The organism is Nocardiopsis lucentensis DSM 44048 (genome assembly GCF_000341125.1).
GTDB classification, from domain to species: domain Bacteria; phylum Actinomycetota; class Actinomycetes; order Streptosporangiales; family Streptosporangiaceae; genus Nocardiopsis; species Nocardiopsis lucentensis.
Genome location: NZ_ANBC01000051.1, coordinates 1 through 12,107, shown reverse-complemented (window position 1 = coordinate 12,107; position 12,107 = coordinate 1). Strand labels below are relative to the sequence as shown.

The following is a 12,107-nucleotide window of genomic DNA, read 5'->3' as shown; positions in this document are numbered from 1 at the left end:
CTGGGGGTAGCCACTGCCGCGCAGGGAGCGGTCACCGGCCAGGTAGGCGGCGAGCGCGTGCCCGAACTCGTGCACGGTCGCCGAGGCGATCCACCCGAGGACGATGAGCAGGGGCGGGACCAGTGGTGTGACGCTCGTCCCCTCGGCGGCCCAGTCCAGTTCGGCCGCCGTCCACGACAGCCAGCCCGCGAAGCCGATGAGGCCCAACAGCAGCACGAACACCGGGCTGGGCAGGAAGTCCGACCGGCCGCCGGATCCGCTGGCCTTCGGCTTGGTGACGACGGTGGGGTCCGCGTCCACGACGCTTCCGTCCTCGGTGTCCTCACCCAGATCGGGGACGTTGAGCGCGTCCTGGGGCATCCGCTCCCACGGGTCCGTACCGCGCGCGTCCTCGGTGTCCGGGGCCGTGTCCGGTCCGGGCCCGTCGGTCGTGTCCGCACTCCGCGGCGTCTCGGGCGTGGGCATGGTGCTCCTGCTGCTTGTGGGTGGTTCGCGGTCCAGATTAGGCCCTCCCGTCACCCGCCATCGCCCAGGGTCGCTTCGCGAGGGGGTGGGGCTGCCACCCTCAACGGACGGCCTTCGGCCGCAGTGGTTTTCTCCCGTCACCCGCCATCGCCCAGGGTCGCTTCGCGAGGGGGTGGGGCTGCCACCCTCCCGTCGCCCGCCACCGCCCTCAACGGACGCCTGCGGCGCGGTCACCCGAGGGGATTTGTCGTTCGGGCGCCCGAAGACGGTCCGAAGCGGAGCGGAGGGCCAGAGCGAGCACCAAGGCCCGGCAGAACACTCCCTAGACCACCGCGCGCGGCGCCACCGCCGACTTGTGCAGGCACGCGATCGCGAACGCCCGCCCCGGCGCGGTCAGCTCCCTGCGCCCCTCGCTGTCGCCCTCCGTGAGCAGCCCCAGCGTCTCCAACAGCCAACCGACCGCCATCACCAGCGCGCGTACCTGGTCCGACGCGGTCTCCGCGGTCCTTCGGTGCGCCGCCGCGTGCCGCCCCGCGGACACCGGGACCTCCGCGGGCACCCACCCCGACTCCGTCAGCGCCCGTTCCGCCGCCACCACGTCCGACTCCCCGCGTCGGGCGTGCGATCCGGTCCCCTGCGGCGACCGCGCCAGCAGGATGCCCAGCAGCGTCTCCGCCGCCGCCTGTTCGATCCCGCCGGTCCGGCACAGCGTCTCGGTGACGGCCCACCACAGCGCCTCGGGGTCCTCACGCAGCTGCCGACCACGCCGTGTCAGCACCAGTCGCCGACCCGACCTGCGTACCGCGCGCATCCCGCGCAGTACCTGGTGCAGGGCGATCAACTGGGTGGCGTCGGTCTCGCTGCGCGGGGGTTCCGGCGAGGTGCGCCACCCGAAGTCCGCGCACATCTGCCGGACCACGCCAGGGGTGATGTACCCGATCTGGGTGAGCGCGATCCCGTCCGCCGCCAGGTCCAGCAGTGTCCGCAGCGGGGTCAGGGCCGTGTCCGCCGCACGCGGTACGTCCGTCCCGGCGATGATCTGCCCCACCAGCGGCCACAGGCGTTGCCTGTGCGGATGCACGGGCGATCCGATCCACGCGCGCACCCGTTCCTCACGGATCCGGTCCAGGTGGCTCAGCCCCCGACGGTCGGGCTGGGTGAGGAAGGACCGCGTGAACCGCTCCTGCGCCGTTCGCCACCCGTGCTTTCCCGGGCGCACGTCACCGACCGTGATCGCCATCTCCAGCGCGGCGGCGGTCTCGTGGCGCGCCCGGATCTCGGCGTCGCCGACCGCGCTGCCCCACGTCAGTTCGGGCAGGTCCGGCGGTTCCACGCCCGACTCCCACATAAGCCGTTCGTACATGGCCAACGCGGTGTCGTGGTCGTCGTCGCGGACGGACAGCAACGTGACCGTCTCCGGCGCCGAGCACACCTGGGCGTAGCGGTGGAGTTCGAGGAGGGAGAAGAGCGTGCCGAGGGAGCGGGCCGTGAACAGCCGGTCGTCCGTGGACCGGGGAAACCGGGCGGGGAGCTCGAACCAGCAGAACCGCTGGACGGAGTACTGGGCGAGTCGTTCGATGTCGTGGTCGGGGGACAGGGTGTCCAACGCCTGACGCGCGGCCCCGGCCGCCCGCTCGTCCCGTCCGGCCAGTTCCGCGAGGGCGGACGCGACTACTTCGCGCATGATGGGCGCTCACCACCTCCCGCCGTGCCGGGCGCCCGCTCAGCGTGGGGTGACGCCGGGGCGCGGTGTTCTCCTGCGTCCCGCGCGGAGCTGGCTCGCGCTCACGGCGGGACTCTGCCGTCTCCTACCCCGGACGGGGCGAAGAATGCCTGTGTTCAGGCCTGATCTGGCGCCCCCCGGTGTCGTCCGGGGGCGTCGCCGGTTGTTCGGGCTGCCGTCGTGGAACCGGGAACGGCCGCGACCGTCAGGGCGCCTGTGGGGGACGCCCGTCACGTCGTCGCGGGGGCACGGGGGGAACGACACGGCTGGCGGCGATGTCGGATTCGGCGACCTCGACCACCGAGTCGTCGCGGCGGCGCAGGGTCAACACGCCGTCCGTCCAGGACTCCACGACACCGACGATATCGGTGAAACCCTGATCGGGGAGGTGGATTCGGACGGAGACCCGTTTTCCTACGTCGTCACGGGTGATCCGGTGCACCAGACGACCCCTCAAGTGCATCGAACGCCACCCCCGATTGTGCGCTGGGTATTCTCCGACGCCATACTAGGAGAACGACATCTGTGCCAATAGCTTGCGGAGCCCGGGAACCGGGGGAATCGGCGCCCGCACGCCGATCCCTCCCCGGGCCTTCCGAAGGTCCCCGTCTCCCTCGCCGGAGCGCGGGGGTGAGATCAAGGAGTTCGACGTGACCTACGTCATCGCGCAGCCCTGTGTCGATGTGCTGGACAAGGCGTGCATTGACGAGTGCCCTGTGGACTGCATCTACGAGGGCGAGCGCATGCTCTACATCCACCCGGACGAGTGCGTCGACTGTGGTGCGTGTGAGCCCGTCTGCCCCGTCGAGGCCATCTACTACGAGGACGACCTGCCCGACCAGTGGCAGGACTTCTACAAGGCCAACGTCGACTTCTTCGACGAGATTGGCTCTCCGGGCGGCGCCTCCAAGGTGGGCAAGATCGAGCGTGACCACCCGCTGGTCGCCAAGCTCCCGCCGCAGGCCTAGGACGCCCGGGCAACCGGCCGCCCACACCGGCCGGTCATACGCACCCCCTTGGCGCAGAGGGTGCTGTCCCCGAGCGGACAGCCGAACGTGAGTGTCGCGCCGACCCCCCGGGCCGGGGGGTCGGCGCGACGCTTGTTCCAACCCTGACTCCCTACCCCTTCCGACCCGGATGGAGAACGCACCGATGGCCGAACGGCGACGCGTGACGGACCGGCTCCCGACCTTCCCGTGGGACAGGCTCGCCCCGTACAAGCGCACGGCCTCGGCCAGTCCCGACGGCATCGTCGACCTCTCCGTCGGCACCCCCGTCGACCCGGTGTCACCGAACCTGCGTCAGGCCCTGGCCGACGCCGCCGACTCCCCCGGCTACCCGATGACCTGGGGAACCCCGGAGCTGCGCGCGTCGATCTCCGGATGGCTGGCGCGCCGCCACGGCGTCCGCGTCGAGGAGGACGCCGTACTGCCGACCGTCGGCTCCAAGGAGCTCGTGGCCTGGCTGCCCACCCTGCTCGGACTGGGCGAGGGCGACACGGTCGTCCACCCCGAACTGGCCTACCCCACCTACGACGTCGGCGCCCGCCTGGCGGGTGCCACTCCAGTCGCCTCGGACGGGCTGACCGCGCTCGGACCGGCGCCGGTCGGGCTCGTGTGGGTGAACTCGCCGAGCAACCCCACCGGACGCGTGCTCGACGTGCCCCACCTGCGCAAGGTCGTCCAGTGGGCGCGTGAGCGGGGGGCGGTCGTCGCCTCCGACGAGTGCTACCTGGACCTCGGCTGGGAGGACAGGGAGCCGGTCTCGATCCTGCACCCGGACGTGTGCGACGGCTCGCACGAGAACCTGCTCGCCGTGCACTCGCTGTCCAAGCGCTCCAACCTGGCGGGCTACCGCGCCGCGTTCGTCGCCGGTGATCCGGCCCTGGTCGGGGAGCTGCTCGCGGTGCGCAAGCACGCGGGGATGATCGTCCCCGCCCCGGTGCAGGCCGCGATGCGGGCGGCGCTGGACGACGACGGCCACGCCGCCGAGCAGAAGGAGCGCTACCGCGCGCGCCGCACCCGCCTGCGTACCGCGTTCGAGGGCGCGGGGTGGCGGATCGAGCACTCCGACGCCGGTCTGTACCTGTGGGCGAGCCACTCCGAGCACGACGCGTGGGGGGCCGTGTCGACCCTCGCCGACCTCGGCGTCCTGGTGGCTCCCGGCGACTTCTACGGCACGGCGGGCGCCCGGCACGTCCGTGTGGCGTTCACCGCGACCGACGAGCGGATCGAGGCGGCGGTCAAGCGCCTGGCGTCGTAGCGGTGTTCTTCGCGGGCCCGCCGCTCCGCGGAGGGGCGGGCACCCTCGACCGGCGCCTCCGGCGCGGCATTCACCTCGTTCGGGCGCCCGAACGGTAACCCCCCGGGGCCACCGTGTCAGCTAGTCAAGGACGACGCGGCCCTCGGTGTCGGTACCGTCGTCGACGGTGGTCCACGCCTCGGCGTCGTCGAGCCCGTCGGAGGCACGCCAACGCTGGTCGCCGTAGGTCACCGAGGTGAGCCCGTACTCCTCCGCGTGGGCGACCGCCCAGAGCGCCATCGCCCATCCCAGGTCACCCGTGCTCGGGTCCTCCGCCACGGGCAGCTCAGCCGGGTCGGTGCCGAACACGCGGGCCATCTCCGCTTCCGCGCCCGTGACGTCGGCGGTCTGCGTGGACGCCAGGTTCGCGGTGTCGTGCCAGCAGGTCATCGCCGGGCCCAGGGCGCCGGTGAACGCCTCGGCCATGTCCTTCGACAGGGTCTCGTGCTGGTCGTAGGCGTAGCCGTCGGCGCTGCGCTGCACCGCCTGGGCCGCTTCGAACACGGGCAGCTCCTCCCAGCCGCCGATGTCCGCCAGCGCGTCGTAGAACGCGCCGCTGGCGTACACCGGGTCGAGGATCTGCTCAGGGTCGCCCCAGTCCTGCGACGGCCGCTGCTGGAACAGGCCCACCGAGTCGCGGTCGCCGAACTCCAGGTTGTAGAAGGTGGACTCCTGCCACACGGTCGCGTACGCCACCGTGACGGCCTCCTCCGGCAGGTCGCGGCTGAACGCCACCCCTCCGACCGTGGCGGCGTTCACCGCCTGCTCGGGCTCGAGGACGTACTCACCCTGTGCCAGGTCCAGGCGGCAGGCAGGGTCCGGCGCCTCCTCGACGGTGTCCAGCGGCTCGACCGTGGTCAGCACGTAGTAGCCCCCGGCCACGAGGGCGCCGCACACGAGGAACAGGGCCAGGAGGATCTTGACGAACGCGGAGATTTTCCGACGCTTACTGGGCACGGGCGAACCAACGGGTCGGTGACGGGTGGAGCACGTCGCACGGGACGGGGGGTCATATGTGCGGCGCGTGGGGCGCGTCGCGCGCCTCGGCCGCATTGTAGTCGCCGGTACGGTCCTGCACGGAGCGTCACGCAGGGTGGTCCGCGGCGTACGGGACGGGGCCTCAGCGGTGTCCTCTCCCCAACCCGCTAACGTGGGTGCACATGACCAGCTCGTACACAAGCCCGCTGCCGGACCAGATCGACGAACTCTGGGAGCAGCGCTCCGAACTCACCCCCGGCCACACCGACGCGCGCGAGACCATCATCGGCGCGATCGACCAGATCGACGAGGGCAAGGCGCGCGTCGCCTTCGTCGACCCCAGCACCGACGAGGTCGTGGTCGACGAGCGCGCCAAGCGCTCCATCCTGCTCGGCTTCAAGGTCCTGGACATGAAGGAGTCGCACGTCGGCGACTTCTACCACCACGACCGCATGCCGCTGAAGACCCGCTTCGACGGTGTCCGCGTCGTCGCGGGCGCGATCGCCCGCTGGGGCTCCTACCTGGCCCCGGGCGTCGTGCTCATGCCGTCCTTCACCAACATCGGCGCCCACGTCGGCTCCGGCACCATGGTGGACACGTGGGCGACCGTGGGCTCCTGCGCCCAGGTCGGCGAGAACGTCCACCTGTCCGGCGGGGTCGGCGTCGGCGGTGTCCTGGAGCCGCCGCAGGCCTCCCCGGTCATCATCGAGGACGACGCCTTCCTCGGCTCCCGCAGCATGGTCGTCGAGGGCGCACGGGTGCGCACCGGCGCCAAGCTCGGCGCGGGTACCATCCTCACCTCCTCCACGCGCGTCTTCGACGCCGAGACCGGTGAGGAGCTGCCCCGCGGAGAGGCCCCGGCCTGGTCGGTCTGCGTGACCGCCAACCGCGTCAAGAGCTTCCCGGGCGGCGACTTCGGTATGCCCGTCCTGCTGGTGCTCAAGCGACTGGAGAAGGGGCAGGAGCACGACAAGCTCGCGCTGAACGACCTGCTCCGCGAGCACGGCGTCAACGCCTGACGCACGTGCGACTCCCGAAGCGCCCTCCCACACGGTTCGGGGGGCGCTTCGTGTTTGTCTAGGCTGGACGGCGCGTACGCGTCCGGGAACGCGGTGCGGCGCGAGCGACGGACGACGACCTGAACGGGGCGAGACGATGCTGGACCTGACCTCCGACGTGGCGGACCTGACCGCCGCCGTCGTGGACATCCGTTCCGAGAGCGGTGACGAGCGGATCCTGGCGGACGCGGTCGAGCGGGCCCTGTCCGACCTGCCGCACCTCAAGGTCTCCCGCGACGGTGACGCGATCGTCGCCCGGACCGACCTGGGCCGTCCGCGCCGGGTCGTGATCGCCGGTCACATCGACACCGTCCCCATCGTCGACAACGTCCCCTCACACGTGGACGGCGGTCGCCTGTACGGCTGCGGCACCTCCGACATGAAGGCCGGGGTCGCGGTCCAGCTCAAGCTCGCCGCGCTGGTCACCGAACCGGTGCACGACGTCACGTACGTGTTCTACGACAACGAGGAGGTCGACGCCTCCCGCAACGGCCTCCGCCGTCTGGCGCTGCACCACCCCGAGTGGTTGGCGGGTGATTTCGCCATCCTCATGGAGCCGACGGACGGTGTCATCGAGGGCGGCTGCCAGGGCACGATGCGCGTGCGTGTCGTGACCCGGGGCAAGCGCGCGCACAGCGCCCGGTCCTGGATGGGGGAGAACGCGATCCACGGCGCCGGGGCGGTCCTCGACGTCCTGCGCGCCTACACCCCGCGCGAGCCGGAGGTGGAGGGGCTGCGCTTCCACGAGGGGCTCAACGCGGTGGCCGTCGAGGGAGGTGTCGCGGGCAACGTCATCCCCGACGAGTGCGCTGTCACGGTCAACTACCGCTTCGCCCCGGACCTGTCCGTCGCGGACGCCGAGGCGCACCTGCGCGAGGTGTTCGACGGTTTCGAGGTCATGGTGACCGACGCCGCCGCCCCGGCGCGTCCCGGGCTGGACGCCCCGTCCGCCGCCGCGTTCGTCGCCGCGGTGGGGGAGGGGCGGGCGCGCGCCAAGCTCGGGTGGACCGACGTGTCGCGTTTCTCCGAGTTGGGGGTCCCCGCCGTGAACTACGGCCCCGGCGACCCGCTGCTGGCCCACACCAGGGACGAGTACGCCGAGATCGCGAGGATCCGTGAGGCCGAGGAGCGGATGGTCGCCTGGCTCGGCGGCTCGCGCTGACGGAGTGTCACCGGTCGTGGGTGTCCGCCGCACGTGACCAGGGGGTTCGAGGTGCCCGGGGGGCGAATCGGCCGCTTCCGGTCACCGCGGGTACACGTGCGGTTCAGGCGCGATCCGCTCCTGCTCGGATAGCTTTACGAGCATGACGGAAGAGGAACACATTCGGCACGCGGGTCCGCTGACGTACCGGGGGCGGGCCATCCCCCAGACCACCACTGACCAGCGCCTGCTGGATCAGCGGGGGCCGACGGACTGGGTCCACACGGATCCCTGGCGGGTGCTGCGCATCCAGTCGGAGTTCGTCGAGGGGTTCGGCCTGCTGTCCGAGCTGCCGTCGGCGGTGAGCGTGTTCGGGTCGGCCCGGGTGAAGCCGGACAGCGACCACTACGCGCTCGGTGTGAAGGTCGGCGCCAGGCTGGCCGAGGCCGGATACGCCACGATCACCGGTGGCGGTCCGGGGATGATGGAGGCCGCGAACAAGGGCGCCCAGGAGGCGGGCGGCATGTCCGTCGGGCTGGGGATCGAGCTGCCGTTCGAGCAGTCCCTCAACCCGTACATCGACGTGGGGATGACCTTCCGGTACTTCTTCGTCCGCAAGACGATGTTCGTGAAGTACGCGCAGGCCTTCGTGGTGCTGCCCGGCGGGTTCGGGACGCTGGACGAGCTGTTCGAGGCGATCACCCTCGTCCAGACCAACAAGGTGACGCGTTTCCCCGTGGTCCTGGCCGGTACGGAGTTCTGGGGCGGCCTGTACGAGTGGGTCGAGTCCCGCCTGCTGGAGAACAACCTGATCAGCCCGGCGGACACGGAGCTGCTCCAGCTGACCGACGACCCCGACGAGATCGTCGACATCATCCGCAAGTCGCACCTGGACATCGCCCAGCGCAACGGCGAGGTCCCGCCGGGCGCCAGCTGAGCGCTCCCGCGAAGCGGTCGTCCACGGGTGGTGGCGGGTGACGGAGTGGGTGGTGCTGCGCCGTGAGGCGTCGGTTGAGGGTGGGCCTGTGCTCCTTCGCGAAGCGGCCGTCCACGGGTGGTGGCGGGTGACGGGTGGGCGTGGGAGCATCTAACCGTGCCTGTCTTCATCATGATCCTGGTCGGTGCCGCTGCCCTGGCCGTGCTCGTCGGCGTCGTCTACGTCGTGCTCGGCAAGGGTGGTCAGCTCGCCCGTTTCGAGGCCGACTACCCCCCGTTGGACCTGCCCGCCGACCGCCCGGTCGGGTCGGCCGACCTCGGTCGGCTCCTGTTGCCCCTGTCGTTGTGGGGCTACCACGTCCGTGCCGTCGACGAACTCCTCGCGCGCCTCACCGCCACCCTGCGCGAACGTGAGGCGCGGATCGAGGACCTGGAGTGGCGGCTCGCCCGGCTCGACGCCCCGTACGTCCCCGAGGGGCACGGTCCCACTGACGGTCAGCGCCTGCCCGGCGACGCCTACGCCCCGGAGAGATCCGCGGAGGCCACCGCCCCGGACGGCGTGGTCGAGGACGGTGCCGACGCGTCGGCGGAGAGCGCCCCCACCACCTCCGGCCAGGGCTGACACCGCTTGTCCGCGGTCCGGTGGCGCCCCTCGGAGTAGGACCCCCGGGCATCGGATATGTCGTGTGTCACAGCTGACGTCCCGTCGTCGTCCGCCGCGTCGGTTTTCGGTGCCCTATTCTCGTTCGCTGTACACACGTACCCCCCGTTCCACCGGAGCGGGCGGAGTTTTGGTCAGGATGGCGAGGATGGACACAGCAGCCGATCTCGATCCGGGACCCGAGGGCGGGAGCAACGGTTCTCCCACCCCCGTCCGCCAGATGTCCCTGTGGCAACCCCCCCGATCGACCCGCAACACCCTCAGACGCCGCCGCCGGATCACCGTCGTGTCCGGCGTGGTGGCGGCGGTCCTCGTGCTCGCGGGCGGCATCGCCACCGCGTGGGCCCTCACGGGGGGCGACGAATCCGACGCGGCGGAGGAGGCCGCGCACCTGGAGCGGTTCGTCGGATCCTGGGCGGGTGAGATGACCCAGGTCGACACCGAGGGCGAGCACGTCGCCGACTGGCACGCCGAGGTCCGCGTCGAGGAGGGAGCCGAGCGCGGCGGTACCGCCTGGACGACCTTCAACTGCTCGGGGACGCTGGAGCTGTCCGCGCGTGACGGCGACCGCGTCGTGTACGCCTACACCGAGCTCGCCGACCCCGAGGACCGCTGCGTCGACGAGGCGGAGCTGACCCTGTGGCCGGACGACGACGGCCTGATGGCCGAGTGGTCCTCCGTCACGGACGAGGGGACCCGGATGACCTCCACGGGGGCGATGGACTGACCCGTCCCGGAGGAGGCCCCCGGTCGCGGCGATGTCGCCGGATCCCTGTTTCGACCGGACGCGCCGGGGCAGGAGAGGGTTCGGCCACCCACGCTCACATCGGAATTCGGTCAGGACCGATATAACCTTTACTGACCAACGATTCCTCGCCGGTGGACGCCCGCGCGTTCGCGCGGCCTTCGCCTGGCGCACACACCGGGGCCAACCTCCGAGATAATGGTCGAGGAGTGGTTCACGTCCCTGTCCTCACGCGGGCGCGAGTCACACGGACCCGGCCCACGGTTCCGGAACCGAACCGTCTCGTCGGATCGGCGCCGGTGCCGTGGGTCGGCCCCGGCCACCTGCGAGGAACATCTAGAAAGGGGAATGGCATGGCGGCGATGAAGCCGAGGACCAGCGACGGGCCGATGGAGGTCACCAAGGAGGGTCGCGGCATCATCATGCGAGTCCCCCTGGAGGGCGGCGGACGCCTGGTCGTCGAACTGACACCGGACGAGGCGGTCGAGCTCCGGGACGCGCTCAAGGGAGTCGTCGGCTAGGACACGCCCTGGCCATGACGTTCCGTGCCCGTGACCCCCACCCCGGGCCGGAGACCCCTGACGACCCCCGAGGTTGTACACCTCCCAACTGAGTGAACGATTGTGAGCAGCCGGTGCCCTTCGCCACGCAGATCCAGTCCCGAGCGGGAAACCTCGCCGAATCCACCGCGGACCTGCTGGTCCTTCCCGTGTTCGCGGACGACGGACCCAAGGCGGCCGAAGGGGTGGCCGAGAGCGGATTGGGCGGGGACCTCCCCGCGCCGCTCACCGACCTGTTCACGCACTACTCGCTCACCGGCAAGTCCGGCGAGCTCGTCCAGTTCCCGGTGTCCCGGGACGAGGGCCTGGCGCGGCTGGCGCTTCTGGGAGTGGGGTCGGGATCGCCCGACGACCTCCGGAAGGCCGGAGCGGCCCTGTCCCGGGCGGCCAGGGGCCGGAGCCGTGTGGCCCTGGCCTGGCCGGGCTCTGACACCGAGGCGGCGACCGCCTTCGCCGAGGGCGTTCTGCTCGCCTCGTACACGTTCAGCATGAAGACGGGTGAGACGCCCGAGGACAAGCGCCCGGCCGAGGCCGTCGACGTGGTGGGTGACGGTGGCGGGGACCTCGCGGACGCCCTGCGCCGCGGCGCCGACCTCGCCGGGGCCACCGCCCTGGCCCGCGACCTGATCAACACCCCCTCCCTGGCCAAGGACCCGGAGTGGATGGCCGCCCGCGCCCGCGAGGTCGCCGCGGAGAAGGGCCTCCAGGTACGGGTCTGGGACGAGGACGCCCTCGCCGAGGCGGGCTTCGGCGCCATCCTGGGCGTGGGCCAGGGCTCCTCGCGGCCGCCGCGACTGGTCCAGCTCTCCTACACACCGCAGAATCCGACCGAGCACGTGGTGCTGGTCGGCAAGGGCATCACGTTCGACACCGGCGGCCTGTCGCTGAAGCCCAACGACAACATGATGCTCATGAAGACCGACATGAGCGGTTCGGCGGTCGTGCTCGCCGTGCTGTCGGCGCTGGCCTCGGTCGGCGCGTCGGTCCGGGTCACCGGTCTGCTGCCCCTGGCGGAGAACGCCTTCTCCGGAAGCGCCACCCGGGTCGGCGACGTGCTGACCACCTACTCGGGCACGACCGTGGAGGTCCTCAACACCGACGCCGAGGGCCGCCTGGTCCTGGCCGACGCCATCGGCTACGCGGTCTCCGAGCTCGCCCCCGACCTCCTGGTGGACGTGGCGACGCTGACCGGCGCGGCCAAGGTCGCGCTCGGCACCGGCACGGGCGCCCTCTACAGCGACGACGACACCGTCGCCGCCGAGCTGGAGCGAGCGGGCCGGGACTCGGGCGAGCCGTTGTGGCGCATGCCGCTCACCGACGCCTACACCGAGACCACGGAGTCCCGGGTGGCCGACCTCGCCAACATCGGCACCCGGGGCAAGGACTTCGGCCCGGCGGGCGCGACCGAGGCCGCCCTGTTCCTCCGCGAGTTCACCGGCGACGTGCCCTGGGCCCACCTGGACATCGCCGGTCCGGGCCGGTCCATGAGGGAGGACGGCATCCTCAGCAAGGGTGGAACCGCGTTCTCCACACGCGCCC

The 12,107-nt window shown here is 71.6% G+C and carries 13 protein-coding genes; 9 read left to right on the top strand and 4 right to left on the bottom strand.

Annotated features, from left to right (window positions below; genetic code table 11):
* From D471_RS0101515 to D471_RS0101505, 3 genes are all read right to left on the bottom strand, one after another.
* On the bottom strand, positions 1-465 hold a 465-nt coding region (locus tag D471_RS0101515; RefSeq protein WP_017596991.1), incomplete at its 3' end, for a M50 family metallopeptidase.
* Between the two features lie 322 nt (positions 466-787).
* Positions 788-2,149, bottom strand: coding sequence for a hypothetical protein (locus tag D471_RS0101510; RefSeq protein WP_017596990.1), 1,362 nt, complete (start codon positions 2,147-2,149; stop codon positions 788-790).
* A 244-nt stretch (positions 2,150-2,393) separates the two neighbouring features.
* Positions 2,394-2,651, bottom strand: coding sequence for a putative acetyltransferase (locus tag D471_RS0101505; RefSeq protein ID WP_026127307.1), 258 nt, complete (start codon positions 2,649-2,651; stop codon positions 2,394-2,396).
* Positions 2,652-2,838: 187 nt separating this feature from the next.
* Here D471_RS0101505 and fdxA point away from each other — a divergent pair, with 187 nt between their 5' ends.
* Both fdxA and dapC read left to right on the top strand, forming a co-directional pair.
* Entirely contained in the window at positions 2,839-3,156 is a 318-nt protein-coding gene (fdxA, locus tag D471_RS0101500) for a ferredoxin (protein WP_017596988.1), read from the top strand.
* A 184-nt stretch (positions 3,157-3,340) separates the two neighbouring features.
* The gene (gene dapC / locus D471_RS0101495; RefSeq protein WP_017596987.1) at positions 3,341-4,450 is read left to right on the top strand and encodes a succinyldiaminopimelate transaminase; all 1,110 of its coding nucleotides are present in this window, start codon (positions 3,341-3,343) and stop codon (positions 4,448-4,450) included.
* Positions 4,451-4,570: 120 nt separating this feature from the next.
* Here dapC and D471_RS0101490 read toward each other — a convergent pair whose 3' ends face one another.
* Positions 4,571-5,446, bottom strand: a complete 876-nt coding sequence (locus D471_RS0101490; protein ID WP_017596986.1) for a hypothetical protein — start codon at positions 5,444-5,446, stop codon at positions 4,571-4,573.
* Between the two features lie 203 nt (positions 5,447-5,649).
* Between D471_RS0101490 and D471_RS0101485 the strand changes: the two genes are divergently transcribed.
* The 7 genes from D471_RS0101485 to D471_RS0101455 form a co-directional block, all read left to right on the top strand.
* On the top strand, positions 5,650-6,486 hold the full coding sequence (locus D471_RS0101485; RefSeq protein WP_017596985.1) for a 2,3,4,5-tetrahydropyridine-2,6-dicarboxylate N-succinyltransferase: 837 nt from the start codon (positions 5,650-5,652) through the stop codon (positions 6,484-6,486).
* A 136-nt stretch (positions 6,487-6,622) separates the two neighbouring features.
* Positions 6,623-7,687 carry a succinyl-diaminopimelate desuccinylase gene (gene dapE / locus D471_RS0101480; protein WP_017596984.1) on the top strand — a complete coding sequence of 355 codons (1,065 nt, stop codon included), beginning with the start codon at positions 6,623-6,625 and terminating at the stop codon, positions 7,685-7,687.
* Between the two features lie 142 nt (positions 7,688-7,829).
* A complete protein-coding gene (locus tag D471_RS0101475; protein WP_017596983.1) occupies positions 7,830-8,603 on the top strand; it encodes an LOG family protein in 774 nt (257 codons plus the stop codon).
* 156 nt (positions 8,604-8,759) lie between these two features.
* Positions 8,760-9,224 carry a hypothetical protein gene (locus tag D471_RS0101470; RefSeq protein ID WP_017596982.1) on the top strand — a complete coding sequence of 155 codons (465 nt, stop codon included), beginning with the start codon at positions 8,760-8,762 and terminating at the stop codon, positions 9,222-9,224.
* A 187-nt stretch (positions 9,225-9,411) separates the two neighbouring features.
* The gene (locus D471_RS0101465) at positions 9,412-9,990 is read left to right on the top strand and encodes a hypothetical protein (protein WP_017596981.1); all 579 of its coding nucleotides are present in this window, start codon (positions 9,412-9,414) and stop codon (positions 9,988-9,990) included.
* A 371-nt stretch (positions 9,991-10,361) separates the two neighbouring features.
* Positions 10,362-10,529: a DUF3117 domain-containing protein gene (locus tag D471_RS38130; RefSeq protein ID WP_017596980.1), complete on the top strand. Its 168-nt coding sequence runs from the start codon at positions 10,362-10,364 to the stop codon at positions 10,527-10,529.
* 113 nt (positions 10,530-10,642) lie between these two features.
* On the top strand, positions 10,643-12,107 hold a 1,465-nt coding region (locus D471_RS0101455; protein WP_017596979.1), incomplete at its 3' end, for a leucyl aminopeptidase.

Excerpts from the sequence above, each read along its gene's own strand:
- D471_RS0101510 (WP_017596990.1), bottom strand. The coding sequence starts at position 2,149 with ATGCGCGAAGTAGTCGCGTCCGCCCTCGCGGAACTGGCCGGACGGGAC.
- D471_RS0101505 (WP_026127307.1), bottom strand. The coding sequence starts at position 2,651 with ATGCACTTGAGGGGTCGTCTGGTGCACCGGATCACCCGTGACGACGTA.
- dapC (WP_017596987.1), top strand. The coding sequence starts at position 3,341 with ATGGCCGAACGGCGACGCGTGACGGACCGGCTCCCGACCTTCCCGTGG.
- D471_RS0101485 (WP_017596985.1), top strand. The coding sequence starts at position 5,650 with ATGACCAGCTCGTACACAAGCCCGCTGCCGGACCAGATCGACGAACTC.
- dapE (WP_017596984.1), top strand. The coding sequence starts at position 6,623 with ATGCTGGACCTGACCTCCGACGTGGCGGACCTGACCGCCGCCGTCGTG.
- D471_RS0101475 (WP_017596983.1), top strand. The coding sequence starts at position 7,830 with ATGACGGAAGAGGAACACATTCGGCACGCGGGTCCGCTGACGTACCGG.
- D471_RS0101465 (WP_017596981.1), top strand. The coding sequence starts at position 9,412 with ATGGACACAGCAGCCGATCTCGATCCGGGACCCGAGGGCGGGAGCAAC.
- D471_RS38130 (WP_017596980.1), top strand. The coding sequence starts at position 10,362 with ATGGCGGCGATGAAGCCGAGGACCAGCGACGGGCCGATGGAGGTCACC.